The organism is Helicobacter sp. 12S02634-8 (genome assembly GCF_002272865.1).
Classification (GTDB): Bacteria; Campylobacterota; Campylobacteria; order Campylobacterales; family Helicobacteraceae; genus Helicobacter_J.
In genome coordinates, this window is sequence record NZ_MLAP01000015.1 from 1 (window position 1) to 26398 (window position 26398).

Below are 26398 nucleotides of genomic sequence, written 5' to 3' on the forward strand. Positions count from 1 at the left end.
ATGCAATCTATAAACGCAGGGATTTAGCACGCAATTTATATGATATTGCAAGAGTGGGGAATATTGCTTTCAATAACCTAGCGTTCAACCTTGGTATTGGCTTTAAGTTTTAGTGAGGAAAGACAAGATACCACATAGACAATCAAATCTATGCGATCTTCTAACTTGATTGGGGCAAGAAACCTCAATTAAGTATCTTTAAATCATCAGTTGGAGGTGGATTCTTATCCAAAGGAAGGGATCTGATTTATATTTATCAATCACAATAAGGAATATGATGAAAAAATTAGCTTTGATTGCATTGGCAATATTAACTTTTGGAATAGGGGCAAATGCTCAAGAGAGCACAGAAGGGGCTGTAGAGCAAAAAACTGAATCTGCTAACAATTTACAAGCTCCCAACAAAACAGAAGGGGCAGCAGTTCAAAATACTCAAAATAAACCCCAAGCTCCAAACACTCAAAAAACAATACCACTTCAGCCAGGATTTAGTGCGTATATCAATATGGATGTTGTTGAATACAAGATAATGGATTTTAAAGGACTCCCCTTGGGAACTCTTGATCTTATTTTATCTCTAGGACCTACCTATAATATTACAAAAAATTTTGGAGTAGGGGTGAGGACTGGGATAGGTCTTGAAATACTCCTACTTCGCCCTATGAGTGGGGCATCATTTAATTATACATTTCCTTTAGCAGCCGATGCTTTTTATATGTTCAATAAAAATTTTGCTGTTGCCCTTGGCACGGAGTTTGATATTGGTGGATATTTTAAAACTTGGGAGATCTCAGCAAAAATAATTTATAAAAGCAATTATCTTAAAGCAGGAATTATTCCTTATGCTTCTTATACTCCCAAAATTGGAAGATCTGCTACATCAGATGGCACTAGCATTGTATTCTCTTGGGGAGCTTTTGCTCCAAAGTAGCCTTGGGGGCTGCTTTGAATATTTTATTCTTATAAGACTCCTTTTCTCCATCATTCCATCAATCAATACCAACTCACACCACAAAAACAATCAGACTTCGAAGAGAAACTCTCTTTTTTTATGGGAATATTATATTCTTTTGAAAATCCACCAAAATAGCAGATACTAACCATCGATTTTAAGCCCTTTAAAAATGTTGCCCCTATACTTTCCTTGGGGTAAAATAACTGATACCTTGTAAGTATCAGTTATTTTAGGAGTAAAAATGAAAGTGGATAGTGGTAATTTTATAAAAGACCTAGAGCAATGGCAAAAACTTTTTTTAGATAATCTGAAAATCAAGAATAAAAGTATCCATACTTTGAGATCATTTAAGAAAATGACTGATGATTTTATAGAATTTTGCAGAAGTCAAGATGAGATAGAGAAAATCAGTGATTTCAACCGAATATTTTTGAATTTATTTCTTATGGAAACTAAAGAATCTATTTTGAAGAGAAAACCAAGAAATGCAAAAAATGTTTCTAATTGGACCATTAATTCTTATATAGCCACAATAAGAGCATTTTTAGGCTTTATCAGTGATAACAATGAAGAGATGATTGATTTGATTCCACTTTTTAGAAAGATAAAGCGTTTGAGTGTTCAAACAGAAGTTCCGAGATTTACTCCAGAAGAGAACATGAGGATACTTTCTGGCTTGGCAAGAGAAAAAAAGAGTAAGAGTCTTAGGAAACTAAGGAATGCCCTTGCGTTCCATATCCTTTATTATTGTGGTTTGAGGGCTTCTGAACTTCTTGGGATTAAGCTCAAAGATATTACAGAAGCTTCTAAAAGAGAGTTTTATAATATCAAAGTTGTAGGCAAGGGGAGCAAAGAGAGAATTATCCCCATTAAAAAAGAAATTATCGAGGATCTCTTGAGGGTGGTAGCAAGGTATTGTTCTCCTGAAGATAGAGTGTTTAATATTGCCTATGAAACTCTTTATAGAAATACCAATGCCTTTTTAAAAAGATGTTCTATTGATAAAACCAAGAGGGGTAATCATATATTTAGGCATAATTTAGCCACACTTTTGGTCCAGAAAAATACCAATATGCAGATTATTCAAGACATCTTGGGGCATTCTAACATTGCTACTACAGCAAGATTCTATTCTAGGGTAGCAGAAAAAGACAAGATAGATGCTTTGGAGAAGCTTGTGTAGTTCGCACTTCAATTGCAGCATATTCAAAATAAGTAATAAGAACCCAATCAATACAGAAAACCAAAAAGCCATAAAGGGATTTTGTTCCCATATCCAATAGGTAAATCATCAAGGGCTAGAAATGAGTATTGTTTATTTTGGATCTGTGAGAAGTCCTTATTCTTCCCACCAATTTCAAAAGTATAGTTATCCTCACATATAAAATCACCATTTTTACTAGCATAAATCCCATTGCCCTTATTCTGTATTGCATAATAATTACCCAGTTGATTGACAAAAAAACATTCCCTTATACTGCCTATATCTGCTTCCTTTGTCTGCATAAGATTTGGATTTGCTATATAGATTTTTTCTGGCTTATCTATATTTTTAAGCTTTGATGGATCTGCCATTAAAAGTGTGATGATTCCAGCAGAATCAAGCATATATAAATATTCTTTTAGTGTCCTATCATCTGCAATCTTTATAGCTTCTTTTAGTTTGGTAATATTTGGAATAAATGGAACACTTTGCATAATCACACCTAAAAGCTGTTTTATTTTTCTAATACTTACACCACTTAGTTTTGGATATATACTCAATAAATCACTCTCGATCGTAGCGTTTATTTGTTGATTGAGCGTTATAGAAAAGAGATCCTGTGGCATTTGGATATAGTAGGGATAATAACCAAAAGACAGATAGTCCTTAAAATATTTGAGTATGGGCTTGACTTGACTATTGATTTCTTGTGCTAATTGAGTGTGATTATCTAAAATAGATTCAAGCGTTAAGGTATTCAATGATTGTTTTAAGCTTAGTTCTAGAAACTCTCTAAAACTCATACCAAACATATTATAAACAATCATTCTGCGACTCAAATCATGACTTTGCTTATGGATTTGAATTGCTGCACTACCTGTAGCTATGACCTTGAGATCGGGTATAAAATCATAAATATTTTTAAGTTCTGCTGCCCAATTCTCATATTTATGAATTTCATCAAGACAGAGTAGCTTGCCACCCATACTTACCAATTCCTCTGCTATATTGATGATGCCATACTTTAAACGCACATCATCTAAGCTTACATATAGGGCTTCATTTGCTTGATAGTTCATAGCTATGTATTGTGCAAGTGTTGTGCTTTTACCAATGCCCCTTGCCCCTAAAAGGATAGAGAGCCTGTGTTTAAAATCATTTTGAGAGATAAAATATCGTTTATATGGGAGATTATTTGTATTGATAAACCCTTGGCTTTTAATAAATAGGGTATCTAGCATATGTATCCTTTCTGTAATGTGTTACATAAATTCCAATATAAATAATGTAATATATTACACTATTATTCCCAATCAATACAGAAAGTCAAAAGTCATAGGGGGACTTATTTCCATAAGTTGTAAATGTATATAAACATTTACAATCATATCACAATATAATACATAGTCGCTGACAAGAGATAATAGCAGGGAATGTGGGCTTATAAGTTATGCTGAAGCCAAAAGGATTTTAGATCACCCCTACAATCCTCATAAATGCTATTAGACATAGCGTTAAAGTCTTGTTGTGGGGTTTGAATTTATTGGAGTAATCAGATTGATTGCACTCGCTTTTAGGGATTGTGTTTTATATAAATCGTATTGATTTTGTAAGTTTAGCCATAGTTGGGGTGTTGTCCCAAGAGCCTTGCTCAAGCGTAAAGCCATCTCCACGCTAATACCCCTTTTGCATTGATGGGCTGATTGACAGAGCGAAAGCTAACACCTATTTTTCTTGCAAATCCCTCCTGTGAAATGCCTAAATCCTTTAATACATTTCATTTAAAATAATGCCTGGATGGGTGGGTTGTCTGTTCATTTTTGCTCCTATTTGTGATAATCAACTATTTAAATAAATCCCCATGGTTTCCTATATCGATTGCTGTGAGAATCAACATAGGATAATCCTTTTCATAGATCAATATCAAATCAGGTCTTATATGACAATCTCTAAAACCCTTGAGTTTTCCCTTTAGTAAATGGTCTTTGTATTTAGGCTCTAAAGCTTCACCACAAGCGAGTCTATAGAGAATATCAAGCACCTCTCCTTGAAGGGCTATAGAGAGCTTTTTAAATGATTTTTTAAAGGCTTTGGTATAGATGATTTGATATTCCATTTACATCAAATCTGCCCTCAAGGCTTCTATATTTTTAAAACCTTTGATCTTGCCACTCATGAGGTCTGCTTTGAGTTCTTTGGCTTCTTTGATCGCTTCTGTGAGCCTAGCATTGGGCTCTTCTTCATTTAAAACTTCATAGGGGGTGGATCGTTTTTCATTAAGGCTTTCAATGATTTTAATCAAGCTAGCATCTGCGTTGGGAATAGTGATTACCATATTGTGCTCCTCTCTTGCCCTTGAACCTTGGATTTATTATACCATTTGTTCTTTATTTTTTATTCTGACTCCTTGGCTCGATTACCACAAAGACAAATCAACCAGAGTCAAGTAATTATATGTATAATTGTATCCACAACACAATAAGGATTAATGATGAAACAGGTTATTAATATTAGGCTTCCACAAGATCTTATCGCTATGCTTGATAATGTAGCAAAAGAAGTCAATCTGAATCGGACTGCCCTTATAGAAAGAGCAGTCCTAGCATATCAGGACAAACTTGATGAAATGGTTGCCGATAAGAGAATTGATGAGATGAAAGTAGGGGACTGCAAGCCTATAAGTTATGATGAAGCTAAAAGGATTTTAGGCTGGGATTGATATATTCCTTGAAACTCACAATAGCTTATAATAGCCATTTTTCTTTGCTCCCACACGCTCTATATATCCTTTGAGTATAAGTGCTTTTAGAGTCCTTTGTATGGTTCGTGGCGACAATTTTAATTTATCTGCCAAAATCTGATTTGTTATTTTTGAATCTAGCTTGAGTAGGTTGATTACTGCAAGTTCATTGTGATTTAATGTGCCATTTAATGTGCCAAGAGATAGTTGATTGGTTATATGTTCAAGCAATTTGAGAATATACTCAACAAATACAACACTTGAACCAAGCCCATCACTTTGGGATAGTGCTTGATAATATTGAGTTTGAGTTTCACAGATTAGCTCTTCAACAGGCAAGAAATAAAAAAGTTCATTCCACTCACCCAAAAGCTTGCTCTGCCACATACGACCAAGCCTGCCATTACCATCACTAAAAGGATGGATAAATTCAAATTCATAATGAAAAATACTTGATTTGATGAGAGGATGCCATTGACTCTGTTGATACCATTCAAAAAGTTTCTTGATTTGGCTCTCCACAAATCTTGAAGGTGGTGCTAAATGAACTAACCCTTCAGAACCAAAAATACCCACATCACTATTGCGAAAACGCCCTGCATCATCAATCAAATTTTCCATCATCAAAGAATGTGCCTCTAGCAAATCTTCTATGCTTGCCCCATTAAGCCCCATAATTTGTTCATAGGCTTCATAGGCGTTCTTTACCTCTTTGATTTCTTTAGGGCTTCCAAGAACTCTCTTTCCAATAATGATGGCTGTAATATGTTCTATATCCAAGGTATTGTTTTCAATAGCCAAACTAGCCCTGATTGTTCTGATGCGATTTTTTTACGCAAATGGGGAGTCAATATATCCCTATTAGAAAGCGTTAATTGATCTATATTTTTACAGATCTTAATCACTAGATCTAGTATTAGTGGAGTTACAGAAAATGGTGGTGATTCACTCACTTTCTGCCACCAATACCACAAAACAGATCAATCACACTTACTTCCATCAAGCTCCCTTAGCTATAATTCTGATGTTTATTATAGCATTAACAGCTTTATCAACAAATGGCTTGAAATTGATTAAGAGATCCGAAGGGCTTTAACAAACCCTAATTGAGAAACTAAATTGTATCAGGAGGTAGAGAAAAACATCGTGAGTGTAGTGCCATCTTGCTATTATCATAAACTATCTGCTACCCACTAAGAAGCAGATAAGGCATTGTATAAACATTTTGTGAATCTGTCAATAAAAGAACGAAATTCACTTTATAGCAATAGCCCTCTTGAAATTGATTAAAAGCTCCAAAAAGCCCTTAATAAACCTCAAGTGAGGAAATCCCTAGAAGGGATTTTATGAAATTTGCTTTTTGTATTCTGGTGGAGTAAATTCAAAGTCTCCTGTATCGAACCTTTTCCAAAACTCGGTAGCATCGTATAAATAATAGTCATCAAAATCTATATCATGCTCGGCATCTTCATTATAAATCAGAATCGCCACAGGTCCAATCTTTTGATAATATTCACGAGCACGAGCTAAGGTAAGTATGAAATCTTTAAAAGCTTCGACTGGCGTTTCGCCATAAAACAAATCGGGACTTAAATTTTTTGAAAGAAGCATTATTTGCATATATTCTCCTTGAGGAAATCCCTAGGAGGGATTTTAGAAAATTCTCTTTTGTATTCTGGTGGAGCAAATTCAAAGTCTTTTCTCTCGTAGAATCTCTCCCAAAAATCTTCGACTTCATAATCATATGTGTTTGTAGTTCCATCGATTGAAACTTCAACATTGACTCTTGGTCCTATAGCCTTGCGATAAGCGGAGAAGAAATATCTAAAATTAGCCCAAGCCTCTTTAAGAGTTTTGCCAGTGTATGACTCTTCTACTTCTATGGGGTAACCATGCTTTAGAAAATCATCTTTTTTTGGTCCTCCAAACTCTGTTTTAACTCTAATTCTTGTAATTTCTGTACTCATTGTTTTTCCTTTCTTTGATTGCGTAAAATGACACAAAGATCTGCATCATTAGCTTTTGCATAAAACATAAAATGTGAGAGCATTTTATGTAAAGTGGGGTCTGTTGGTAATGGTGTTGTTTGTTCAAACACGCTTAGAGCGTGTCTGTCTTGTTCAGTCAATTCAATAATCCATTGGCGATACTTTGTATCTTCTGCTTCATTGTCCTTGACTATTTTCACAGGACCAGAAAAATTAAAGCCTAGCTCCTTTAGATATTCTATAGTTTTAGAACAGATTTTTCTCAAAACAGAAACTATTGGCTCTTCTCTTTGGTCTGTGTGAATGCTATCAAGATACTGCAAGGGACTCTCAAACTTTTCTTTCATAATGGATTTATCCATTAGTCCAGAGCTTGCTATCACCTTACAAGCAAGATCTCTCTCTAAGTCCAGTATTTGGAACATAAAGAGTGTTTCATTGAAATCAACTTCTTTGATTGATTCTTTGTAAGATAGTCTTTTTTCTTTATCTACTAATGTTTTCACTTTCTTTCCTTCTTATTTATTCCTTGTTTTAATTTTCTGCTGTAAATTCAAGATAATCCTTGCCTTCTATAAAGAGAGCATGGTATAGCTTGATTCCCAAAGCAACATTGGCATACTCGACATTTTTCCATTGTTTTTCGCCACTGATAATTTTCCACCAATCTTCACCATCCATCGTTTCACGAATATCCATCAATCGATCTTCCATTTCTTTGGGATCTCCGTTGATGTCAATGAGTCCATGTTCTAGGTGCTGGGCTGTTCTATTGATCTCTTCAACTTGTTCTTTTAGATAATCAAGATCAAAACTTTCTTTGTCAATGACATAGGGTGTCCAATCAGCAGCAACTGCTCCATATTCTGTTGCTGCGCCTGAGGATTGTATCCCTACCCAAAATTTATGCTCAATATCTCCAGTAATGTATCTTCCCATATTTTTTTCCTTTATTTTTTTTGTAGTGGGCTATAAAGCCTTTTATTTCAAGCAGAGTATGTATCTCAAGCCAAGATTAATTCTTTCTTATAGATAATCAGATTCTCCATAAAAAAAGCAATATGCTTGGGTGGTGTGAGCTTGGATTGTTCTTGCCATTTAGCAAAAGCAGTCTTTAGGCTCTCATCATATGTGTAGTAGCTACAATTTTCATCAAGGGTAATACTTTCATCAATATCCTCTTGGGTGATTTCAGTATTTGCTATGATCCATCTAGAAGCAGCAACTATAATGTCCTCATAAACATACCAAGCAATATCGCAATATCTATCTTTAGACATTCCTATATTTGTGTATATAGACATTAGGTAGGGTATGGGTTCATTTCTAGCATACTGTATGCTATGTTGATGGATCTGGCTTTCAGAAATTGCCCTAAAGGCATACTGGAGCTCTCCTTCATCAATTGGGCATACAAAAAATGCTTCTTTAAAACTTGCAACTAAGTTAGCAATCTCTGCTTGTTTATTGTTTTCCATTGTTAGTCCTTTTGTATTTTAATTGTGAGCCAATCTGTTAGATCAAAGCCCTTGGGTGGGATGAAATCTTCACCTTTAGACTTTAAAAATTCTTTCCAGCTAAGCTTTCTGATATGTTTGGCAACAGGTTTTAATTGTTGCTCTATCTTGTTGTTAAAATTTTGTCCAGACTCATCATTGTCCCCTAGAACAACCACTCTCAAGCCTTCAAAAAGGTGGATTTGGCTGTCCTCAAACAAATCAGCAGCACTTCCTGAAGTTACTGCTCTGAGTCCATATGCTACTGCGTTGAGTACATCTTTCTCTCCCTCACAGATATAAACTATCTCATTGGGTTTGTTTCTGTATTCAATCAAGTCTGTGATATTGAACGCACATTTTCTTCTGCCTTCTGAATAGAGTAATTTTGCTCCAGAACTAAAGGGGTTGTATTTCCAAAAAGTTACAATCCTGCCTTCTTCATCACGAAGTGGCATCAAAAGTCTTGCTGGAAAATCCTTGCCCCTAAAAGTTCCTTTGGGAGAAAAGCCAATTTCATATTTTAAAGCAATTTCTTTTCTCTTTTGTGGGCTTGTTACTGAGGGCAGTAATGCTTTTAAGTATCTAGTGTATTCCTCAAAATGCGTTTTTCTATTTGCAATAAAGGGTGCTAGATAACTCTCATCGATAAAGCCATTTTTTCGGCTCTCCTCTTTCTTTTCTTCAAATTGTTCTAAGAAGTCTGCTTGTATTGGCAGGCTCAATAGCTCTCTGGCTTTCTTTAGGGCTTCCCCTTTGGAAAAGTTGTGATATTGACACAACACATCAGCCAAATCACCATGGAATCCACTGCCAAAATCGTGTATAAAGCCATCTTTATTGATAAATGCAGAAGGAGTTTTCTCCTCTCGCAACCTCAATTTCCAAGCCTTCACTTGATACCCTAACAACGTGAGGGCATAAGCCATAGACTCTCTATCTGTTTTCATAGTTGTCCTTTTTAGAGCAATAGCCCATCTACTCAAGCAAACTAAAAGTCTGCTTTTTGCATTGGTGTTGCATCAATTTCATCGATAAAAAATTTCACATACTCGGGAAGTTCTTTACGAACTTCTTCATCAAGTTTGGATTGCTCATCGAGCCATTTTCCAACTGCTTCTCTAATTTCTTCTATTGTCTCTGAATCGCAATCAAAGTGAGTATCTAGGTAGTTACCATAAACTTCAATTGCATTATTAATGTCTATTCCAGTATTTTCCTTAAACCAATCACAAGAAATGAAGAAAATGTCATAATAGACAAAAAAATTGATGTCAAATGGAGCTTTACGATTAAAGTCTTCCCATTCATCTATGTTAGCGTTGTAAATATCGCCAAGGTATCTTCCGATCTCGCCACAATCATCATATGTATTGGTATATTGATGGATCTGGCTTGCTTCCACGGAATTCACTGCATATTTAAAATCTAATTCTTGGATTGGAGAAATTGTCTTATTGAAACTTGCTAAAATAGTATTGAACTCTGTCATGGTTTGTCCTTTGTGTTTTAATAAAAGTAGTGAATCCAAGTCTAGTGATGACTTGAGATAAACGGTGGCTGATGGTGTTATATAAAGCTATACTTATTTATTTGGCTTATAGGGGAATGGTTTTAAGAGCTAAATGGGAAATATTTGCAACAAGCATCCCCTTTTTTTCCTCAAAACCTAGCTGTGTGATCACTGCTTGTAATCCCTCTGTATTGCCTGCTAATCTCGCCCAAGTTTGACCATCTACTGATGTTTTAATATCCACTGTAAGACCTAGAGAAGCCAAGAAATCCTTGAACTCATCTTGATTGTTGATGGGTGGAATTTTTATATCAGGTATGTTTGAGCTTGAGGTATTTTCAAAGTCTAGTGTAGGGGTTGCAATCTCTTTTGGAGCTTCAACTGCCTTTGTTTCGACCAATACTTTGGTTGTATATTCATTTTTGTAATTCTTGCTAAAGCCAAGCTGTTTGAGCAGGCTGTCTTTTTGGAATGTGTTCCCAACTACAATTGCTTCATCCTCGTGCAGCCTTAAATTAAGATTTAGGGCTTGAACGCTCTTTTTGAGATCTTCAAAATTCTTTTTGGGAGATTCTGAAGAGGTTGTTTCATTGGATTGGGATTCGACAATTCTATAGCCTTCATCTTCATCATAAAGACCACTAAACCCAAAAGCTGCTCTGCCACATTGAATCAATGCTTTATGGCGCAACATTCTTTTTGTATGGGTTTGCCATGGTCCTTGATAAGTGCTGGGTCTATAGACTTCATCGAGGTATTCTCTGATTTTAATAGGAGCAGTCCTATCAGAACGATAGATAATTGCTTCACACCATGTGGGGCAAATCTTAGCTCCTTCTATTGTGATGTTTTCTTCTGAATAATTAAATTCAAAGCCTTGAAAAGTAGGTTGTCGGTTGATGATGCTATACCACCCATCGACTCCTACAATTGGGATAATCCCTTTCTTGCTTGGAAAGGCATAAATTTCGCTCGTAAAAGGGTTGAGCTGATACTTATTAGCAACTGTTAAAAATACCAAAAATTCCTCATCAGAAATAACGGGTGCATCTTTGTTGGATGTTCCTGTTTGTTTCAAGACTGTGGCTTTAAGGGTTTCTTTGAGTTTTGCTGTATCGACTTCTCCCATATTTGCGTTTTTTGCAAATCCACTCAAGGCAATTTCAAGTGAGTTCTGATTTTTCATAAATTTTTCCTTTGTTTTTGTATAATTTTCAATGAGTAAGGCTTGGTATTTAGGATCTGATTTCAAACTCAGAGATTAACTTGAGATTGACATCTTTGCTTTCTATGGTCTTAGACCAAAACTCAAAATCCTCTAGTGCTTCTTGATAAGATCTATGATCTACATAGTAGTTTTCTTCACCTTCTTCAATTTGGCATACCCTCCAGACTCCATCTTTTCTTGGATGTCTTTTAAGTTCTACGACTGCCTTTCTAAAAATGGCTTTTGTAGTTCTTTCAACTTCTTTAAATGGGGTTGGGATATTACAAAAAGAGAAAAGACTTGTGTTTGTGTTATTGATGATTGCTGTCATTTTTCAAATCCTTTAATGATTGAACTCACCCAATATACAGGGGAGGTTAAGAAGTGTTCTAAGTAGCTTCGGGCATTGTAATTTTTGAGTTCTTCTCTGCAATAAATCCAGATAAGTCCCAAAATGAATAGTCCGAGTGCTAAGTAACAAATTGTGATATATCCAATAATGAGGACAATGGTTTCTAACATATGATTCCTTTTTGCTTTAACTCATAGAGTTCTTCATCGCTTAAAAGCGATTCTTTGCCTTGTATGTAACTAGTAATGAGGGTTGCTCCGTATTTTCCTATCCTCTCTAAAACAACAACAATCCCACTCATCTCATCAATAAATTTTTGAGCACAAGCAATATGATCACCTCTTGAGGTTTCAAGGGGTTTGGTTTGCCTGATTGAGCGTGAAATTGCTCCAGCTAGGATTTCTTCTTGTTCTTGAGTGAAGCGTTGATAAACTCTGTCTTCAAAGTGAGAAGAAGTCTTAAGACATCTGCTGACTTGATTTTTGAGTTGTGTGTATAACCACTCTTTTGCTTGGTTTTGTTTTTTGGCTTCCTTAGAAGCAGAAGTTTTTGCTATTTTTTCTACAGCGTATTGAATAAGATTATTGACATTGATCATGGTGGTTTTACCTCATAAGTAAAGACCCATATAGGTAAATACCACCCCCTATAGGGAATAATATTCCCCATTGGGTGATTGATTAGAGATAGGTATCCCTAAAAACTCAAGCTGTCTTAAAAATCACAAACTCTCTGTCTGTGTTTTACTTTTCTTGTATATCTGGTAGCACTCCTAACAACTTTGGTTTGGAGATTAATCTCTCTTCTGAAGTTGGCAAGAATTGCTGTATCTCGTTTTATGTTTCTAGTTTTCATGTGTTTCTCCTATGAATACTTCTATCCCAAGGGACAGAAATATCCCATGTGGGCATAAAGCAACTCTAGGCTGTGTTTAAAGGGAGGGTGAGGAAAATCCTCTGGGGTTAAAAAATACTCTTAATTTCTTTGAATAAATTCCAAAGATTTGGATTATTCAAGATAGTCAAAATGCCTAAGGTGATAGCACCAAAAATAATCATCTGGTGTTGCTTCTCAAACTTATGGTTTAACTCTGCAACATCTTGCTTCAACTCAGATTTCATTTCTGACATCTCAAGTCTTATCTTAGAGATTTCTCCCATAAGTTTTTGTTCTAGCTTGGCAATACTTGCTTCTAAATCAGCTTTAACAGCCAATAAATCAGCTTTAGTTGCAAACTCTTTGGACAACTCGACCTTGATGCGATAAATAATGTCATCGATCTTTTCATTGATGGCATCCCTCACAATTTGGGTCTGTTGTGCTAGAATCTCCTTAAAAAGAAGTATGAGTGCATCAGCTTGGTCTTTGTTGAAGTTATTATAAATAGCTTCATAGACCTTTTTACTGAGTTCATACATATGCACTCCTTGCGAATTTGTGTTATATACTAGCATATTTTTCCTTTAAATTGGATTTTATGATTTTATAATCGCCCAGAATTGTTTCTTGGCAATCATCGTAATTTAAATGCCCATTATCCCAATAAACACACTCCTTGTTGAAGGAAGCTGTGAAAATAAATAACGGATAATGCACATCATTCCATTGCTCATTCTTACAAAACTTTTCTGCCTCTTTGAGGGAATAAAAGACTTCGTAAGTCTGGCTATCATCGTTTGCATAATAATGCTCTACTCCAAAAAGTTTCATAACTTTTCCTTTGTGGGTCTAGAGTTTTGCAAGATCCCAATATTTGGAATCCACCACTAAAACTGAAATGTTGGAATGTAACATTCCATCAAAAAGTCTTCTCACAAAGGAGCAAGACTCCTCTGTGGAAAGTAATTAAAATGGAATTTCCTCATCAGCAATTTCTTCAAAAGGAACTTCTTCAGCAACTTGATTATCTTCTTGTGTAGCCTGCTCTTGAGTTTCAATAGCAAACTGCCCTGTCAAATAACCAATTTTGTAAAACTGAGAATCTCCCAATTTGATTTTATCTTTGAGCTTGTGTGTGATGATTTTTAGGCAATCATTGCTTTTTGTAACGGTTTTCTCAATATCTTGGTCATAAGTGCTTAAAAGCCCTATTGTCCCTGATGTGATACCCTCAACAATGTTGCCTTCTTTGTTTTTAACTCGAAACAATCTTCCTAGGACAATATCTCTGCTAGAGCTATTTGTTTTATCCCAAAGAGTCTTGATAATCTCGTAACCTCCATCTAAATTTTCGTTGGTAGGATCAAATACTTTTCTCAAACTAAATGTATGCTTGCCAAAAATACCCAATTGGATATTCATGAAAACTTCTTTAGTCCCAGCGTTGTATAGGATCTCTCCAATATTTCTTTTGTTACCAAAAGTCCTTTTGATTTTAGGTGTATTTTCTGTTTGAATAGACATAGTGTCTTCTCCTTGTTTAAAATTTTTAGAGCTAAAAGCTCTGAGCAACTAAGAACAGCATATGCGTAAAGCTCCACAGGAGCTGATGATATTTCTTAGCTCCTGAGAACTTTTAGAGTGAAAACCCATAGGGTAGAGTGTTGTAAGGTATAAGTCTTAGAATCTCATGGATTCTTCAAAGGGGATTTTTGGTCATAAGTGTAGGTAGGCACTTTTAGAATAAAGTGCAGAGTTCTCCTTAAAGGAGATTTGGATTAATCCCCTTTGAAGGATTCATGAAGCTAAAAGCTTCCTACTGCTTTTGAAGTTTTCTTCAGACTCTCCAAGTGGAGTGCAGGCTTGTTCTATTTATGGCAAACGCCAAAGGTGCTTGAGTGAAGACCTAAATCTCATAATGAGTAGTTAAATTTTGAACCACCATTGTAGCATAGGATTTTAGAAAAGGCAAGAGTAAAATGGTAAAATTTTGAATATTTTTTATTTCTCATAGACCAACAAATTCTAAATACCTCCAGTGGAGGGAATCTATAGTCTGTTGTGTATAAAAAATATCAATTGAACTCAAAGGACTTTTATGGATGATTTAGTGCTTTATAAATCTCAAAGGTTGATTAGTGGCTTTTTTCAAGATGGAATTGATGGCAGTTGTTCTGCATTGGGTATCAATGAACATAGGCTTTTTAATATGCTGATATATTTTTTTCAAAGGGCAGCTACGGAGAATCTGTTTATTGCTATGGATAGGCGAGTTCATATCACCCAAACAGAACTGATTGAGAAATTGGGTGTTGATCGAACCAACGCTACAAGAGTTGTGGGTGTAGATGACAAGGGGGAAGACATTACTGTTTTAGACACTTGGTTTCAAAAGCTCTTTAAATCTCAAATCACAATTCGAAATATTATTCTCCCAGAAATCAAAGAGGAGAAGCTTGTGGTAGAGAATGGCTTGATTAAATTTTATAAATACGACATTGCTAACTTTGGGATTCTCTCATTTTGGGGAAGAAAGAATGGGGTGGAGGAAAAGACTTATTCATTTACGCTCAATCCCTTTTTGGTTTCTTTATCCCATCTACAAACTCTCATCGAAAAGAACGGAGTAGGGTATTCAAAATTAAATCTCACAGATCTTAAAACGATTCAAACTCCAGGTGCTTTAAGGCTTTGTGAATTGATTGCCCGTGAAAAGGAAAAGAGAGGATTTAAGCTCACAGCTATTGAACTAGAACAAATCTTGTATCTTAAGCTTAAAAGAAAGAACTTCACTGTTGCAAGAGATCTCAATGCCTTGTGTCTTCAGGTTTATAATCATTTCAAAACTAAAATTTCTTTTTGTATTAAAAAAACCAGAACAAAAGAGATTGAATCTATTGAATTTGATTTTGTCTATCCTGATGATGCAAACTATGGGAGTTTCAAGGTTGGTAATGTCAGAATGGTAAAATCTTTAATTTGACTTTTTGCTAATTATATATATAATTCTTCTAGAAGATCTTGGATTACTTCTAAGGTATTTAGTACACTGTTATGGAATATGTTTTGTTTTTTATCTTTTGTGGGAATGTATTTAAATATCTCTAAATATCTCTAAATACAAAGAGCAAAAAATATTCCATAATGCTTCTATCATCGTGTTTAGTGAGCTTACAGAGCTTTTTTTACGAAAAAAAACATACAACAAATACACAGAAAACATACAACTTTTACACAGGAATCATACAACAAATACACGGTGAGCCATTTAGACTAAATTTTACAGAGTGGATTTGAATCAATTTTATTGAGTTTTTTTGAAGTAATTTTATATGTCTTTTTCAGTTGCTACTTGGTTATTTTTCTTATAAAATTCTCTCATCTTTGTGAAAGGAGAGGTTATGAAAATAAAAAAAACCAGTAAGGGCAGCCACTTTGTTTTTGTTGGAAGTAGTGGAAATATCTACGATTCTAGGTTTTATTTTGAGGACAGGGGCTTTATCAAAATGAAGATTGCAACACCTGATGGCAAGCGAGAGAAAGGGGTTCTTAGTCCCTTGGTTGATAGTTTGAGAGAAGTTGTGAGGGGTTAGGGTATGGAGACAAATTATACCTTTGAGCTAGCAATACAAAAGAGTCCTATAGGCTATGACAGAAAGGGCAATATTATCTATGCAGGTGATTGTGTGATGGTGGTTGATGAGCGAGGTGGTATGAAAAAAGTGCTTGTATTTGATTTGAGTGGAGAGCCTTGTTATATCGAATACAAGGATCTTTCAACCCCTTATTTTGAGTTAAAAAAAATCAATCGAAATAATTTTATGCTACAATGCGTAGATGAAGATACTTTTTGCAGTGTTTATAACCCCTTAGAAATTGCTCCTTTGCCTGTGTTTCCAGACTTGTTGGATAATAAGAGCAATAGGGACTTAAGGGGCAAGAAAAAACCACAACAAGGGAATAGAAATGAAATTTGAAGATGATTTTGATACACTTTACAGAAATTGCACAAGAAGCTCCGTAGAGATAAGGGCTAATGATTTTGCTATGCGATTTTTAATGCCTGCTAAGTTTATGGCTATAGAAGCTCGAAAAATTGTTGAGAGCCCTGATTTTGAAGAAATCAGTTTAGAAGATTTTATCAAAAGAATGGCAGATCGCTTCCAAGTCCCTTTTGAAAAAATGAAGCAAAGATTAAAAGATTTGCGTTATTTAGATCGGGAGGCTTAGGGGGTAATGGAATGATGCGTTATAGTCTTGTGGTTGATGGGAAAGAAGTTGCTAGAGAGGTCCAGAAAGAACTGCTTGTAGATATGCTCGATAGCTTAGAGAAAGGCAAGGGTCTGATGTGGTTGAGCGTTTATAGAGGTGATTGTCTGAATTTTTACGGTGATTTCAAGAAAGTTGCTGTGCTCAAAAAGTTTATTGAGGATTTTAAATGAATAGAATATTGGATATAGCACATGGAAGCAGATATTAATTTTAAGCCCGAGAAATTAGCAGTTTTAGCAAAAGCAATTGATGACAACGCAGATAAGGCATTGCATGCAATTAGTGCTAAGATTAAGGGCACAGAGGATAAAAGCAAGATTAGTTCTTATATGGCAGAGGGTGATGAGTTAGTAAAGTGTGTTAAGAGAGCTTATGATTCATTGAATATTGTAAATGAAAATCTTAAGTATATAATTAATTTTTACAAGTAGGAGCAAGCATTTTAGACATAAAAGAGTGCAAGCTATTGAGAGGGTGGGGTTGGATTGAAGCAACAAAGACTTATTTAGAAAGCTTGGAAATAAGGAGATTTAGTTATTCAAGTAAAATCCACTCCATAGGATAGTAATTTTTTTATCTGCAGATAATTTCACCTCAATAAATTGTCTTTTTGATTCAGTGTTGCATGCACGGTATTGGTGCTGTAATATGTTTTCTACATTTAGAGGAGTGAGAATGAAAAAGTTTTTTTTAGTATTGTTATTAGGGTTTATGGGAACAAGTGGGCTAGTTTTAAATGCTAAAGCTATTGATAGTTTTGAGAAGGCTAAGAAGGTTCTTCCTACTATTTTTGCCAATCATCAAACCACTTTTTATTGTGGTTGTCCCTATTACAAAGAGGGTGGTAAGCTGTTAGTAGGTGATTGCCCAGACTACACCCCTAGAAATGCCTTCACCAAAACAGGCAAGGTTAATGAGAGAGCAAAAAGGATCGAATGGGAACACATCATGCCAGCAGAGAATTTCGGTAGAGGACTCACATGCTGGAGAGATGGAGATGCACAGTGTGTGGATTCAAAAGGCAAGTCTTTTAAGGGGAGAAGTTGTTGTAAAAAGGTTTCTGAAAAATTTAGAAAAATGGAAGCAGATTTACGGAATTTAGTCCCCACGATTGGAGAGGTCAATGCTGATAGGAGTAATTTTAGATATGCACAGGCTACTAAGAATGCTCCAATGACCCAATATGGAAAATGTAAGTTTGAAGTAGATTTTAAACTCAAGAGAGCCTATCCTAGAGATGCAATCAAGGGCATGATTGCTAGAACCTACTTTTATATGAGTAAAACTTACGGTGTTGCATTATCAGATCAGGAGAAAAAGTTGATGATGGCTTGGGATAAGACTTATCCAATGACTCAATCTGAAAAAGATTGGATCAAACGCATACAAGCTTTTCAATAGTTTTATAATGTTAAAGTGATTGGAGCATCTTTTGTGAGAGTGTGCCAAGAGGGCAGTCTTGACACGAGCAATCTGTTATGAAAGTGTTTTGAAATAGAAGGACTTTAGAGTTGCTATTAACAACTCCAAAATAATTATAGCATTATTTTAGTTAATAGCACCCCTCCCGTTGATTTCCCCCACTCTTTTAGTTTGTACCATGGTACAAATCCCATGAAACATCCTATTTTACATACTTCTATCGTTCTAAAAACTTCTTTTTACCACCTTTTGGACTGAAAATATGATAATAGCTATAAAAATTTAATATATTTTTAGATACAATATTAGGAATATTACACCATAATCCACAATATTAGCAAAAGGATTCATTTTGACTGAAATGGAAATTAAAAAAGCCAAACCCAGAGAGAAAAACTATTTTATTTACGATTTGGAAGGTCTAAGATTGTTGGTGAGAGTGAGTGGTAGAAAAATGTTCGAACTTCGATATTCGTATGGTGGGAAAAGAAAAGTTATCACCCTTGGTGAGTATCCAGATATATCTCTTTTAGTGGCTAGAAAAAAAGCTCTTGAATATAGACAGTATTTATTGCACAGGCAAGATCCCCAGCTCCTAGGAGGACAAGAGAAGAAACAATCCATTGAAAGTCAAATACATATGATTTATAAAAGGTGGTCTGCTCTGCAGAAATCTAAAAATTTTTGTAAAAAAACATATCAAAGATATAATTTTTTCTTTTATGATACACTTTTACCACATTTTTGTGAGTATAATGACAATAAGAAAATCCTATCCTCATTAAATATTAATGAGATCTCACACCTAGAGATTATTGAGATTATTCTTGAGAGTGAAAAGAATAGGGGGTCTGATTTTGCCAAAAGGTTTTCTCATTTTGTAAAAAACTTATGGGAGTATGCTTTTTTAATAGGGCTTTCAAGAGAGAATGTATTTAGTGGGGTGCAAATATCAAGAATTTTATCTCCTACTCAAGAAGTTCATTATCCTAAAATAACTGATGAAGCAATTTTAGGAGAATTGATGCGATGCATTGAGAGTTATCCCCATTCTTTTATGATTCGCTCTGCGCTTTTGTTTGTTGCGTATGTGCCATTGCGATCTGCTAACTTATGCAAGCTCAGATGGGAACAGATTGATCTTGAAAAAAGAATACTCACAATTCCAAGATCTGAAATGAAAAGAAACAATCAAGTCCTTCCTGATTTTAAAATTCCTTTATCACTGCAAGCTCTTCGTGTCTTAAGGGAAATCAAAGTCTTTACAGGATTTGGAGAGTGGGTGTTCCATTCAGCTTCCAATCATAAAAAACCGATGGTTGGGGATTCTCTGACTAAGGCTTTGAGGATTATGGGGTTTAATGATGAGAAAAGGGGCAGGAAACAGGTAGTGCATTCATTCAGGGGGACTTTTAGGAGTCTAGTGGATACATATCAAGATAGACATAATGCTCCATTTGAAGTTAAAGAAGCCATGCTAGATCATTCTGTGGGAAATGAAGTAACTCTCGCTTATAACCATAGGGCTGATTGGAGTGAGCAGGGCAGGGGGCTGATGCAGTGGTGGGGTGATTTTCTTGATAGAATTAAGGGTCAGTGAGCTGTTGCTATAGGCTTTCATATGTCTTAAAATACTCCTATTAAAACAGATGTTAGATTTAAGGAGAATGTGATGGAAGCAATTGATGTGGCAAGGTATTTTGTTACGCTCAATGATATGGAATACAAGGAAGAACTTTCAAAGTCTAAAGTTCAAGAACTTCTCTATTATGCACAAGGGTATTATTTAGCCCTTTATGGTGAGCCCTTGTTTGAAGAAGAGATAGAAGCTTGGAAAGAAGGGCTTGTTGTGTATAAAGTCTTTGCTAGATTTAAAAAAGAGGAAGTTTTTATTCCAGCTGAAAAATTTAGAATGACAAAAAAAGAAGTGGAAAGCATAGAGCCTAGAAAAAGAGAATTAATCAGAGATGTTTTTGATCTAATCGGTCAATATTCGGATTGGAAACTGCGAGAAAAGATACCCGAATTCCTTTGGAAAAGTGCTTATCAGGAGGGTATAAATAATGTAATTTCAAAGGAGTGTTTGAGGGAATATTTTAAGCTGTATGTCAATAATAATGGCAAAATTCACTCTAAACCTTGCAGGGTGTTGGGTTGATGGCAGTTATCAAGTTGATAATTTTATTTTTTGGATTTATAATTTAGAAAGCACCACAATAAGGAGTTACAATGCAAGCCCTCAAAGTCGCAAGATATATTATCAATAAAGCCATAGAGCTAGAGAAGCCTATCAGTAATTTACAGCTTCAAAAAATTATGTATTTTGTTCAATTAGATTTTTTGAAACAAGTAGGTAAGGGGCTTATTGATGATGATTTTGAAGCACGCAGCTTTGGTCCTATTGTAGGGAGTGTTTATAGCCAATACAGAGTTTTTGGTAGCAGTGAATTATTTATGCCTGAAAAAGATGCTCAGTTGGATCTATCGCAAAATGAACAATCAATCATTGATGCAACGATTAGAAACTCTTTGCAATTGAAGCCTTGGGAGCTTGTGCAAAAAAGCCATAATCCTAAAGGTGCTTGGGCTGCAGTGTTTAAAAATGGCGAAGGAGCAAGGGTAAGGATCCCTAAAAAACTGATAGAAAAGGAGGCAAAGAAATGGAGTGGATAACAAGATTTTATACACAGATCTTTGGCATTGTTTCTGTTTCTTTTGATAAAGATGATGAGTGGGTGCTTGTTGATGGGAGGGGTAGTATTAATATTGTCATTAAAGATGAAGAGTTTTTACAGGGCATAGAAAACAAAGAAATAGAGCTTAGAAAGGGCGATCGTTTGGTCTGTGAAGTGGAGTTGATTGAAGATCTTAACAATATTGGAATCATCTTAAGCTACTCAATTGTAAAAGTTAAAGAACATAAGAGAAGTCTAAAAAGAAGTCCAAAAGACTGATATTGGACTGATTTTTATGGCTAGACTGATTTAGGACTGAAAAAGATGGATTCAAGTTGTTTGACAATTCATCAAAAAAAGACTAGAATTTTTTATGAAATATTTTATGTCTAAAAGAAGTAAAAAGATTCCCACAGATATAAAATATCATCAAACAAAAATAAATATTGATGCCAAAGTTTAGATTGGTTTAAAGCTCCAAAGATGTCTTGGCATAAAGTATGTATCAAAACAAAGGGTAGTGCTATGGTTAGTCTAAAAAAAACTATTAGTTTTAAAGGGTTATCCAAACTCTTTTTTTCTAGGGTTCAAAATAACTCCTCATCAGTGATTAATGACCTGTTGCTTGAAGCTCTTGAGAGTGGTAGAATTTATAACATCTTGCTCAAATATTTTTCAAGAGCAGAGATTGAACAAATTAGGCTTGAACTTGAGAATGAGTTTAGCTTTGGAGGTGAGCCAACAAAAAATAATATAAAAACAGATATTGATAAGGTCAATATCGATGGTGTGAAAGAAAAATACAAAGAATCTGAATCAAAGATTATTAGTGATTTTGATATGACTAGGTAGAAGGAGCAATATGAAAATAGGTATTGATACAGGTTTTGGGCACACAAAATATGCCCTCTATGCAGATGGTAAGCTAAAACTAGGGAAATTTCCTAGTGTGGTTGCTAATGCTAATGATGATTTTAATGACAGGAGTGATCATGTTCGGATCTTTGAGAATCAGCTATATTATGTCAGTGATATTGCTTTAAAACAAGATCCAAAGGATATTAAAGAGTTAATCAGCTATAAAACTTTAGAACGCTTTGCACCTTTGCTGATAGCAGAAGTGTTGCGTTTGGAAAATCTCAATAGTCAAGAAGTCTCAAGTGTGGGTTTGGGTTTGTCGCCAGCTCATAAAGAACATGCTGCAACCTTTAAAAAGAGAATCTCAAGCTTTGCTGTCGATGAGAAGGAGTATAAATTCAAGAATATCTCCATCACGCCACAAGGTGTTGGTGCAGTGCATGCAATTAAGAAGTTTTGGGAAAATGGTGGAGTAGAAGAACCCAATGACTATATTACAGTTGATATTGGATTCAATACAATGGATGTGATTATCACATATGATAAGCAAATTCAGAAGGGTAAAATCAATGAGGATAATTCTTTTGAGCAAAAGGGGATTATTCAAATTGCAGAATTGATGCAGAAATATATTAAAAATGAATTTCAAAAAGAAATCACTCTCAAAGAAGCCTTGGTTATCTTTTTGGGAGAGTCTTATAAGCTTAGGGGGCAAAACCACAATCTCAGTGAGGTTGTAAAAACAATGAAGGCACAATATACGATTAAAACAATGGAGTTTTTAGAGCAGAAATATAGCAATGACTTCGATAAGATGGATGCTATTTGTTTTGTAGGGGGTGGTGGGTATTTTATTGATGGGCAATATGCACAGCATATACAGACCTTTAAGGACAGCGAGTATTACAATGCGATTGGTAATTTATTGATGCTAAAGTGAAAGAAAAGGATATGATATGAATATAAAAAATTTACAAGATAAAATTATAGAGCTTCGTGAAACGGTTGATAACTTTAAAATTTCAGAGGATAATATAGAAGCTATTGAACTCAAAGCCATTGTTCTTAATTGCTTATTAAAGTTTGAAGTTGCTACCTATGAAATCAAAGAGCAAAAAGAAATGTTGGCATTGCCAGAAGTAGCAAGAATGCTTAGAATTTCTAGGAAAAAAATAATGGAATTTGTTGATCGTGGAGATCTATCAGCATTTAAGCTAACCACAAAAACAATCCTCATAGATTCTAATGAGCTTCTTGCCTTCTTGGAGTCCAAGAAAATCAAAACAAAGGAGGGCATAACAAAATAGTAACCTAAAATATCATAAGAACATACAAGCAAGAATACAATTAATTTCAGAGCAGGGTAGATCCCTGCTAGTGGCAGATAATGATTTTATTGGATAGATTTTGAGTATCAGACAATAACTAATCGTTGGAGCAATCAAACAAAAGCCTATTGATGGTTTTTGTAATCATATAAAATAATAAGGAGCTATGATGGCTAAGAAAAAAGAAGAAAATGAAAATATAGTAGATGAGAGGAATGATCGAAACGAGCGATGGGAACGAAATCTTAGAAATGCTGAAAGAAGACTTAGGGAGATCGTTGGTTATTTGGATCAAAAAAGAAGAAATGGTGAAAGTGTGATCAATGGTGAGAAGATGAGTTTTATCAATCGATGTCATCTCATTTTTAGAAATAAAGATCAGATCAACAATGTCAATATTGTTATTGGCGATGATTTTGCTAGAGAAGTATCTAGGGAATTATCTAATATCCTTCGCCTTGAGAGTGAGGTAAGGCAGAGAATCAATGCTCGAGCAAAAGCCAAGGATTTGGAGGAAGCGATTGCACAAATTGAAAAATTTGATGGGATCAAGAAAAAGCTTCTTACGGAATTAAAAAATATGCGTGGGGTGCTTGAGAAAGATACCTCCAATCGTATTGTAGGAGAAGAATCAATCGGTGCAGAAGATTCTATTCAGGATTCCTAAAGAAGCTCTAAGGAAACGCTATTATGAAGTCGAACTTTTTCAAACATTGTTCGATGATTTTGGGGTAAAGAGGGTTTATGGTGCAGTGGGGCATAAGCCTACGGGATCTATAACCAATTTCTACCCCAATAAAGACCAAGCATATAATGCCTACCAAGCTATTATTCTAAAAAAAATGAAAAAAGGATATAATTGAAAACAGAAAAAATCAAATTCAATGCCCTCATAAGGGGCAAGAAGTTTGAAGGTGAGTTTGAGAGCTACACAGAGTGGTGGGAGTGGTTCAAAGAGAGGTATTTAGAACTAGGAAGCGATATATGCGATATTGTTCATACCTCTGATTGGATTGAAAATATGTATGAGGTTTATACAAATGATGGTCAGAAAATGATGGAATATCCAAATTTCATAGAAAGGCTAACATCTGATTATTCCTTACCTAGGAGGATATTGGGCGATTGGGTTTATCGTTTTGAAAGGTTTAAATGTGTTGATTTAATCACCAAAGATGATAACCTTGAATCAGTGTATAAGGCTGTTTATGATTGGTGGCTGAGTGCAGATTCTTATGCTACTATTATAGATAATGATGAAAAGGACAACAAATGACATCACATAAAATGGAATACCAATGAAAAAACTAACCATCTCTTTATTACTCCTCTTTTCTCTTTTGTGGGCAGAATCTTTAGAGAAAAAAGCCGAGCAAACTATTTTGAAAAAAACTAACACACAAGTTAAGGTTCTTGAACTCAAAGATATGGGGATTAAAAAGCTTAGTATCGGTGTTCTTGAGATTAGTGGGAAGCAAGTCCCTATTCTTGTTTCCAATGATGGAGAAACCATTTTAGGAGTGCCTGAAATTTTTCTATCGAACAATGAAGAAGTCTTGAATACTGCCAAAAAGACAATTGCAGATATTGAGAATTATAATTCTAGGGGCAAGCAACAACGGTTATTGGAAAGCTTTAAAGATCGCAAGGATAATGAAGTTTTTCTTACTAGCACAGGGAAGAAAACCAATCAAACAACTTATATCGTAACCGATCCCAATTGTCCTTATTGTCGAGACGAAATGGGAAGGATTGATTCTGTTTTGCAGACAAGTAATGTAGTTTTAATTCTTGTAGGGATTATAGGACATGAGGATTCAGAGATTAAGAGTGCTAATATCCTAGAAGCCAAGGACAGAATACTTAAGGAGAAATTGCCCAAAAAAGAGCAAGAAGCTAAAATACTTTCTATGATTAAAGAGGTTTATTTTGGTAATCAAAAACCCAATCTCAACCTGACTCAAAATAGTTATATTTATCGCAATTTGGCTAAAGAAAACTCAAAGCTTGTCATTGAGTCAGGAGTTGATGCCGTTCCCTATAAGTTTTCTATTAGTAAATAAAAAATAAGGAGTTAAGATGTTTGAAAAAACAAAAGAAAAGGGAAAGACCCAAGATAAGTATAAACCCTTTGGACAGGATAAGAAAAATGATTCTGGAGGAAATGGGGCTTTTGGACAAGACAAGAAAAACAATGCTTCTAAAAACTCTACAAAACCCTTTGGGGTCGGCAACCAATAGTTAGTCCCCTTTCAAATTCTCCCCTCCTTGTAGGGGAATAATCTTCAAAATATAGTAAAACTATTTCTCATTTTGCTTTTTTTTGCTACAATACGCAAAAATTGGTGAAAGGAAGAATATGCGACCTATCAGAATCCCCATAAAACGACTTATCGCAAACCATAGGCAAACACGGTATCAATACGATACATTAGAAAATCCGGAGCTTTTAGAGAAGCCAGATATTATTGAGCTAGCAGAATCCATCAAAGAGTATGGGCTACTCCAGCCTATAGGTATTGCTCAAAATGGTGACCATCAAGGCTTAGATGATCTTTACATTGTTGTGTATGGGCACAGAAGGGTTTTGGCGTGTAAAAGGTTGGGTCTTGAAGAGATTGATGCTTTCATTATTGATGATGTTAAAGGAGAAGATCTTCACATTAAAAATGCTATTGAGAATTTACAGAGAGAAGATCTCAGCATTATCGAAGAGGGTATGATTTATAAGGAGCTTTATTTTCAGAGGGATGAAGAGGGCAACCCAATGACTATTCAAAAGATTTCTAAGAAACTGAATATTAGCTCCAATAGGATTTCTAGAACTTTATTGATCTTGGATGAATTGGATGAAGACCTTATACTAAGAAAATTATGTAATCAGGGAGTAAAAAAAGATCATCAGTTCCTTTATTATCTTTCTCGGATAAAAGATAAGGTAGAGCAAGTCAAGATGTTTGAAAGATTTCAAAAAGGTCAAGTGGATAGGGATACTGCGATTGCTGAAATTAAGTATATGCTTGCTCGAAAAAAGTCGAAACTCCCCAAGGGGAAGAATATTATGGGTGGTCAGATCAAGATGGCTTATGATAAACAGGGCTTGAAGATACGGGGCGAGATTTTCAAACAAGTTTCCCCTCAAGCTCGTTTTGCTATGGAGAAAGAGATTGAAGGGGTTTTGAAGAAATATCAACAAGCCCTCCAAAAAGAGCTTGAATCAGATGAGGGGACTTTACCCCCCCCCCCCCCCATTAAAAACGATACACAGCATTGATACCACCATAAGAGGAGGTTTTATAGCTCCCTCTTTCTACTTGAGCTTTGATGAAATTACCAAACCGATAGAGTGCTGCTACTTGCCACTTGCCTTGATACCAATGTGCTCCGACTATAGGATAGATACTAACCATTGAGTAATGGACATCTTTGACTTTAGAGCTTTCAGTCAAGCTTGCATCCGAGATTCCTATTTGTCTGATAGTCCCACTGATTGTTAGAGTCGAATAATC

40 protein-coding genes are annotated in these 26398 nt (G+C 35.2%); 22 read left to right on the forward strand and 18 right to left on the reverse strand.

What is annotated here, in order from left to right:
- Nucleotides 1-277 precede the first annotated feature (277 nt).
- Nucleotides 278-931, forward strand: a complete 654-nt coding sequence (locus tag BKH46_RS08230) for a hypothetical protein (protein ID WP_095226363.1) — start codon at nt 278-280, stop codon at nt 929-931.
- A gap of 265 nt (nt 932-1196) precedes the next feature.
- Nucleotides 1197-2138, forward strand: coding sequence for a tyrosine-type recombinase/integrase (locus tag BKH46_RS08235; RefSeq protein WP_095226364.1), 942 nt, complete (start codon nt 1197-1199; stop codon nt 2136-2138).
- Nucleotides 2139-2185: 47 nt separating this feature from the next.
- Here the strand turns inward: BKH46_RS08235 and BKH46_RS08240 are convergent, their stop codons facing one another.
- The 3 genes from BKH46_RS08240 to BKH46_RS08255 all read right to left on the reverse strand — a co-directional run bounded on the left by BKH46_RS08240 (nt 2186) and on the right by BKH46_RS08255 (nt 4494).
- Nucleotides 2186-3400, reverse strand: a complete 1215-nt coding sequence (locus BKH46_RS08240) for an AAA family ATPase (RefSeq protein ID WP_095226365.1) — start codon at nt 3398-3400, stop codon at nt 2186-2188.
- Between the two features lie 602 nt (nt 3401-4002).
- Nucleotides 4003-4275 carry a type II toxin-antitoxin system YafQ family toxin gene (locus tag BKH46_RS08250; protein WP_095226367.1) on the reverse strand — a complete coding sequence of 91 codons (273 nt, stop codon included), beginning with the start codon at nt 4273-4275 and terminating at the stop codon, nt 4003-4005.
- A complete protein-coding gene (locus tag BKH46_RS08255; RefSeq protein ID WP_095226368.1) occupies nt 4276-4494 on the reverse strand; it encodes a hypothetical protein in 219 nt (72 codons plus the stop codon).
- Nucleotides 4495-4650: 156 nt separating this feature from the next.
- On the opposite strand from BKH46_RS08255, the gene BKH46_RS08260 reads away from it, so the two are divergent.
- Entirely contained in the window at nt 4651-4878 is a 228-nt protein-coding gene (locus BKH46_RS08260; RefSeq protein ID WP_095226369.1) for a ribbon-helix-helix protein, CopG family, read from the forward strand.
- 15 nt (nt 4879-4893) lie between these two features.
- Here the strand turns inward: BKH46_RS08260 and BKH46_RS08265 are convergent, their stop codons facing one another.
- The 14 genes from BKH46_RS08265 to BKH46_RS08335 form a co-directional block, all read right to left on the reverse strand.
- On the reverse strand, nt 4894-5700 hold the full coding sequence (locus BKH46_RS08265) for a Fic family protein (RefSeq protein WP_216358710.1): 807 nt from the start codon (nt 5698-5700) through the stop codon (nt 4894-4896).
- 543 nt (nt 5701-6243) lie between these two features.
- Nucleotides 6244-6519 carry a hypothetical protein gene (locus tag BKH46_RS08270; RefSeq protein WP_095226370.1) on the reverse strand — a complete coding sequence of 92 codons (276 nt, stop codon included), beginning with the start codon at nt 6517-6519 and terminating at the stop codon, nt 6244-6246.
- Complete coding sequence (locus BKH46_RS08275) at nt 6510-6866, reverse strand: hypothetical protein (RefSeq protein ID WP_095226371.1); 357 nt, start codon at nt 6864-6866, stop codon at nt 6510-6512. The genes BKH46_RS08270 and BKH46_RS08275 overlap by 10 nt, the downstream gene beginning before the upstream one ends.
- On the reverse strand, nt 6863-7393 hold the full coding sequence (locus BKH46_RS08280; RefSeq protein ID WP_095226372.1) for a hypothetical protein: 531 nt from the start codon (nt 7391-7393) through the stop codon (nt 6863-6865). Before BKH46_RS08280 ends, BKH46_RS08275 begins: the two co-directional genes overlap by 4 nt.
- Before the next feature lie 28 nt (nt 7394-7421).
- Nucleotides 7422-7826, reverse strand: a complete 405-nt coding sequence (locus BKH46_RS08285; protein ID WP_095226373.1) for a hypothetical protein — start codon at nt 7824-7826, stop codon at nt 7422-7424.
- Between the two features lie 65 nt (nt 7827-7891).
- Complete coding sequence (locus BKH46_RS08290) at nt 7892-8365, reverse strand: hypothetical protein (RefSeq protein WP_095226374.1); 474 nt, start codon at nt 8363-8365, stop codon at nt 7892-7894.
- Between the two features lie 2 nt (nt 8366-8367).
- Nucleotides 8368-9333 carry a toprim domain-containing protein gene (locus BKH46_RS08295; RefSeq protein WP_095226375.1) on the reverse strand — a complete coding sequence of 322 codons (966 nt, stop codon included), beginning with the start codon at nt 9331-9333 and terminating at the stop codon, nt 8368-8370.
- A gap of 41 nt (nt 9334-9374) precedes the next feature.
- Nucleotides 9375-9875: a hypothetical protein gene (locus tag BKH46_RS08300; RefSeq protein WP_095226376.1), complete on the reverse strand. Its 501-nt coding sequence runs from the start codon at nt 9873-9875 to the stop codon at nt 9375-9377.
- A gap of 106 nt (nt 9876-9981) precedes the next feature.
- Complete coding sequence (gene bet / locus BKH46_RS08305; RefSeq protein WP_216358711.1) at nt 9982-11082, reverse strand: phage recombination protein Bet; 1101 nt, start codon at nt 11080-11082, stop codon at nt 9982-9984.
- Between the two features lie 49 nt (nt 11083-11131).
- Nucleotides 11132-11434 (reverse strand): hypothetical protein, encoded by a 303-nt coding sequence (locus tag BKH46_RS08310; RefSeq protein WP_095226377.1) that lies wholly within the window; start codon nt 11432-11434, stop codon nt 11132-11134.
- A 184-nt stretch (nt 11435-11618) separates the two neighbouring features.
- On the reverse strand, nt 11619-12053 hold the full coding sequence (locus BKH46_RS08320; protein ID WP_095226379.1) for a hypothetical protein: 435 nt from the start codon (nt 12051-12053) through the stop codon (nt 11619-11621).
- A 364-nt stretch (nt 12054-12417) separates the two neighbouring features.
- A complete protein-coding gene (locus BKH46_RS08325) occupies nt 12418-12873 on the reverse strand; it encodes a hypothetical protein (RefSeq protein WP_143428935.1) in 456 nt (151 codons plus the stop codon).
- Nucleotides 12874-12895: 22 nt separating this feature from the next.
- Entirely contained in the window at nt 12896-13165 is a 270-nt protein-coding gene (locus BKH46_RS08330; protein ID WP_095226381.1) for a hypothetical protein, read from the reverse strand.
- A 135-nt stretch (nt 13166-13300) separates the two neighbouring features.
- Nucleotides 13301-13858 (reverse strand): hypothetical protein, encoded by a 558-nt coding sequence (locus BKH46_RS08335; RefSeq protein ID WP_095226382.1) that lies wholly within the window; start codon nt 13856-13858, stop codon nt 13301-13303.
- Between the two features lie 574 nt (nt 13859-14432).
- Here BKH46_RS08335 and BKH46_RS08340 point away from each other — a divergent pair.
- The 19 genes from BKH46_RS08340 to BKH46_RS08430 all read left to right on the forward strand — a co-directional run bounded on the left by BKH46_RS08340 (nt 14433) and on the right by BKH46_RS08430 (nt 26163).
- A complete protein-coding gene (locus BKH46_RS08340; protein WP_095226383.1) occupies nt 14433-15317 on the forward strand; it encodes a hypothetical protein in 885 nt (294 codons plus the stop codon).
- A 418-nt stretch (nt 15318-15735) separates the two neighbouring features.
- Nucleotides 15736-15927: a hypothetical protein gene (locus tag BKH46_RS08345; RefSeq protein ID WP_095226384.1), complete on the forward strand. Its 192-nt coding sequence runs from the start codon at nt 15736-15738 to the stop codon at nt 15925-15927.
- A gap of 3 nt (nt 15928-15930) precedes the next feature.
- Nucleotides 15931-16311, forward strand: a complete 381-nt coding sequence (locus BKH46_RS08350; RefSeq protein WP_095226385.1) for a hypothetical protein — start codon at nt 15931-15933, stop codon at nt 16309-16311.
- The gene (locus BKH46_RS08355) at nt 16301-16564 is read left to right on the forward strand and encodes a hypothetical protein (protein ID WP_095226386.1); all 264 of its coding nucleotides are present in this window, start codon (nt 16301-16303) and stop codon (nt 16562-16564) included. Before BKH46_RS08350 ends, BKH46_RS08355 begins: the two co-directional genes overlap by 11 nt.
- A gap of 11 nt (nt 16565-16575) precedes the next feature.
- Complete coding sequence (locus tag BKH46_RS08360; RefSeq protein WP_095226387.1) at nt 16576-16776, forward strand: hypothetical protein; 201 nt, start codon at nt 16576-16578, stop codon at nt 16774-16776.
- A 21-nt stretch (nt 16777-16797) separates the two neighbouring features.
- Entirely contained in the window at nt 16798-17037 is a 240-nt protein-coding gene (locus tag BKH46_RS08365) for a hypothetical protein (protein WP_095226388.1), read from the forward strand.
- A 244-nt stretch (nt 17038-17281) separates the two neighbouring features.
- Nucleotides 17282-18007 (forward strand): endonuclease, encoded by a 726-nt coding sequence (locus BKH46_RS08370; RefSeq protein WP_253248339.1) that lies wholly within the window; start codon nt 17282-17284, stop codon nt 18005-18007.
- Nucleotides 18008-18389: 382 nt separating this feature from the next.
- Nucleotides 18390-19628: an integrase arm-type DNA-binding domain-containing protein gene (locus BKH46_RS08375; protein WP_253248340.1), complete on the forward strand. Its 1239-nt coding sequence runs from the start codon at nt 18390-18392 to the stop codon at nt 19626-19628.
- Nucleotides 19629-19700: 72 nt separating this feature from the next.
- The gene (locus BKH46_RS08380) at nt 19701-20186 is read left to right on the forward strand and encodes a type II toxin-antitoxin system antitoxin SocA domain-containing protein (protein WP_095226390.1); all 486 of its coding nucleotides are present in this window, start codon (nt 19701-19703) and stop codon (nt 20184-20186) included.
- Between the two features lie 71 nt (nt 20187-20257).
- Nucleotides 20258-20701 carry a type II toxin-antitoxin system antitoxin SocA domain-containing protein gene (locus BKH46_RS08385; protein ID WP_095226391.1) on the forward strand — a complete coding sequence of 148 codons (444 nt, stop codon included), beginning with the start codon at nt 20258-20260 and terminating at the stop codon, nt 20699-20701.
- A complete protein-coding gene (locus tag BKH46_RS08390; protein ID WP_095226392.1) occupies nt 20689-20982 on the forward strand; it encodes a hypothetical protein in 294 nt (97 codons plus the stop codon). Before BKH46_RS08385 ends, BKH46_RS08390 begins: the two co-directional genes overlap by 13 nt.
- Before the next feature lie 204 nt (nt 20983-21186).
- Nucleotides 21187-21555, forward strand: a complete 369-nt coding sequence (locus tag BKH46_RS08395; RefSeq protein WP_143428937.1) for a hypothetical protein — start codon at nt 21187-21189, stop codon at nt 21553-21555.
- 10 nt (nt 21556-21565) lie between these two features.
- A complete protein-coding gene (locus BKH46_RS08400) occupies nt 21566-22501 on the forward strand; it encodes a ParM/StbA family protein (protein ID WP_095226394.1) in 936 nt (311 codons plus the stop codon).
- Nucleotides 22502-22517: 16 nt separating this feature from the next.
- On the forward strand, nt 22518-22868 hold the full coding sequence (locus BKH46_RS08405; protein WP_095226395.1) for a helix-turn-helix domain-containing protein: 351 nt from the start codon (nt 22518-22520) through the stop codon (nt 22866-22868).
- A 190-nt stretch (nt 22869-23058) separates the two neighbouring features.
- Nucleotides 23059-23556, forward strand: a complete 498-nt coding sequence (locus BKH46_RS08410; protein ID WP_095226396.1) for a hypothetical protein — start codon at nt 23059-23061, stop codon at nt 23554-23556.
- Between the two features lie 192 nt (nt 23557-23748).
- Entirely contained in the window at nt 23749-24165 is a 417-nt protein-coding gene (locus tag BKH46_RS08420; RefSeq protein WP_095226398.1) for a hypothetical protein, read from the forward strand.
- A gap of 22 nt (nt 24166-24187) precedes the next feature.
- Nucleotides 24188-24952 carry a hypothetical protein gene (locus tag BKH46_RS08425; protein WP_095226399.1) on the forward strand — a complete coding sequence of 255 codons (765 nt, stop codon included), beginning with the start codon at nt 24188-24190 and terminating at the stop codon, nt 24950-24952.
- Between the two features lie 16 nt (nt 24953-24968).
- Nucleotides 24969-25130, forward strand: a complete 162-nt coding sequence (locus tag BKH46_RS09550) for a hypothetical protein (RefSeq protein ID WP_172402606.1) — start codon at nt 24969-24971, stop codon at nt 25128-25130.
- Nucleotides 25131-25248: 118 nt separating this feature from the next.
- Complete coding sequence (locus tag BKH46_RS08430; protein ID WP_095226400.1) at nt 25249-26163, forward strand: ParB/RepB/Spo0J family partition protein; 915 nt, start codon at nt 25249-25251, stop codon at nt 26161-26163.
- Here the strand turns inward: BKH46_RS08430 and BKH46_RS09555 are convergent.
- Nucleotides 26141-26398, reverse strand: a 258-nt coding sequence (locus BKH46_RS09555; RefSeq protein WP_172402607.1) for a hypothetical protein, incomplete at its 5' end; no start/stop codon positions are given. The genes BKH46_RS08430 and BKH46_RS09555 overlap by 23 nt on opposite strands.

Coding starts and splice junctions, on each gene's coding strand:
- BKH46_RS08230 (WP_095226363.1), top strand. CDS start 278: ATGAAAAAATTAGCTTTGATTGCATTGGCAATATTAACTTTTGGAATA.
- BKH46_RS08235 (WP_095226364.1), top strand. CDS start 1,197: ATGAAAGTGGATAGTGGTAATTTTATAAAAGACCTAGAGCAATGGCAA.
- BKH46_RS08240 (WP_095226365.1), bottom strand. CDS start 3,400: ATGCTAGATACCCTATTTATTAAAAGCCAAGGGTTTATCAATACAAAT.
- BKH46_RS08250 (WP_095226367.1), bottom strand. CDS start 4,275: ATGGAATATCAAATCATCTATACCAAAGCCTTTAAAAAATCATTTAAA.
- BKH46_RS08255 (WP_095226368.1), bottom strand. CDS start 4,494: ATGGTAATCACTATTCCCAACGCAGATGCTAGCTTGATTAAAATCATT.
- BKH46_RS08260 (WP_095226369.1), top strand. CDS start 4,651: ATGAAACAGGTTATTAATATTAGGCTTCCACAAGATCTTATCGCTATG.
- BKH46_RS08270 (WP_095226370.1), bottom strand. CDS start 6,519: ATGCAAATAATGCTTCTTTCAAAAAATTTAAGTCCCGATTTGTTTTAT.
- BKH46_RS08275 (WP_095226371.1), bottom strand. CDS start 6,866: ATGAGTACAGAAATTACAAGAATTAGAGTTAAAACAGAGTTTGGAGGA.
- BKH46_RS08285 (WP_095226373.1), bottom strand. CDS start 7,826: ATGGGAAGATACATTACTGGAGATATTGAGCATAAATTTTGGGTAGGG.
- BKH46_RS08290 (WP_095226374.1), bottom strand. CDS start 8,365: ATGGAAAACAATAAACAAGCAGAGATTGCTAACTTAGTTGCAAGTTTT.
- BKH46_RS08295 (WP_095226375.1), bottom strand. CDS start 9,333: ATGAAAACAGATAGAGAGTCTATGGCTTATGCCCTCACGTTGTTAGGG.
- BKH46_RS08300 (WP_095226376.1), bottom strand. CDS start 9,875: ATGACAGAGTTCAATACTATTTTAGCAAGTTTCAATAAGACAATTTCT.
- bet (WP_216358711.1), bottom strand. CDS start 11,082: ATGAAAAATCAGAACTCACTTGAAATTGCCTTGAGTGGATTTGCAAAA.
- BKH46_RS08310 (WP_095226377.1), bottom strand. CDS start 11,434: ATGACAGCAATCATCAATAACACAAACACAAGTCTTTTCTCTTTTTGT.
- BKH46_RS08320 (WP_095226379.1), bottom strand. CDS start 12,053: ATGATCAATGTCAATAATCTTATTCAATACGCTGTAGAAAAAATAGCA.
- BKH46_RS08325 (WP_143428935.1), bottom strand. CDS start 12,873: ATGTATGAACTCAGTAAAAAGGTCTATGAAGCTATTTATAATAACTTC.
- BKH46_RS08330 (WP_095226381.1), bottom strand. CDS start 13,165: ATGAAACTTTTTGGAGTAGAGCATTATTATGCAAACGATGATAGCCAG.
- BKH46_RS08335 (WP_095226382.1), bottom strand. CDS start 13,858: ATGTCTATTCAAACAGAAAATACACCTAAAATCAAAAGGACTTTTGGT.
- BKH46_RS08340 (WP_095226383.1), top strand. CDS start 14,433: ATGGATGATTTAGTGCTTTATAAATCTCAAAGGTTGATTAGTGGCTTT.
- BKH46_RS08345 (WP_095226384.1), top strand. CDS start 15,736: ATGAAAATAAAAAAAACCAGTAAGGGCAGCCACTTTGTTTTTGTTGGA.
- BKH46_RS08350 (WP_095226385.1), top strand. CDS start 15,931: ATGGAGACAAATTATACCTTTGAGCTAGCAATACAAAAGAGTCCTATA.
- BKH46_RS08355 (WP_095226386.1), top strand. CDS start 16,301: ATGAAATTTGAAGATGATTTTGATACACTTTACAGAAATTGCACAAGA.
- BKH46_RS08360 (WP_095226387.1), top strand. CDS start 16,576: ATGATGCGTTATAGTCTTGTGGTTGATGGGAAAGAAGTTGCTAGAGAG.
- BKH46_RS08365 (WP_095226388.1), top strand. CDS start 16,798: ATGGAAGCAGATATTAATTTTAAGCCCGAGAAATTAGCAGTTTTAGCA.
- BKH46_RS08370 (WP_253248339.1), top strand. CDS start 17,282: ATGAAAAAGTTTTTTTTAGTATTGTTATTAGGGTTTATGGGAACAAGT.
- BKH46_RS08375 (WP_253248340.1), top strand. CDS start 18,390: ATGGAAATTAAAAAAGCCAAACCCAGAGAGAAAAACTATTTTATTTAC.
- BKH46_RS08380 (WP_095226390.1), top strand. CDS start 19,701: ATGGAAGCAATTGATGTGGCAAGGTATTTTGTTACGCTCAATGATATG.
- BKH46_RS08385 (WP_095226391.1), top strand. CDS start 20,258: ATGCAAGCCCTCAAAGTCGCAAGATATATTATCAATAAAGCCATAGAG.
- BKH46_RS08390 (WP_095226392.1), top strand. CDS start 20,689: ATGGAGTGGATAACAAGATTTTATACACAGATCTTTGGCATTGTTTCT.
- BKH46_RS08395 (WP_143428937.1), top strand. CDS start 21,187: ATGTCTTGGCATAAAGTATGTATCAAAACAAAGGGTAGTGCTATGGTT.
- BKH46_RS08400 (WP_095226394.1), top strand. CDS start 21,566: ATGAAAATAGGTATTGATACAGGTTTTGGGCACACAAAATATGCCCTC.
- BKH46_RS08405 (WP_095226395.1), top strand. CDS start 22,518: ATGAATATAAAAAATTTACAAGATAAAATTATAGAGCTTCGTGAAACG.
- BKH46_RS08410 (WP_095226396.1), top strand. CDS start 23,059: ATGGCTAAGAAAAAAGAAGAAAATGAAAATATAGTAGATGAGAGGAAT.
- BKH46_RS08425 (WP_095226399.1), top strand. CDS start 24,188: ATGAAAAAACTAACCATCTCTTTATTACTCCTCTTTTCTCTTTTGTGG.
- BKH46_RS09550 (WP_172402606.1), top strand. CDS start 24,969: ATGTTTGAAAAAACAAAAGAAAAGGGAAAGACCCAAGATAAGTATAAA.
- BKH46_RS08430 (WP_095226400.1), top strand. CDS start 25,249: ATGCGACCTATCAGAATCCCCATAAAACGACTTATCGCAAACCATAGG.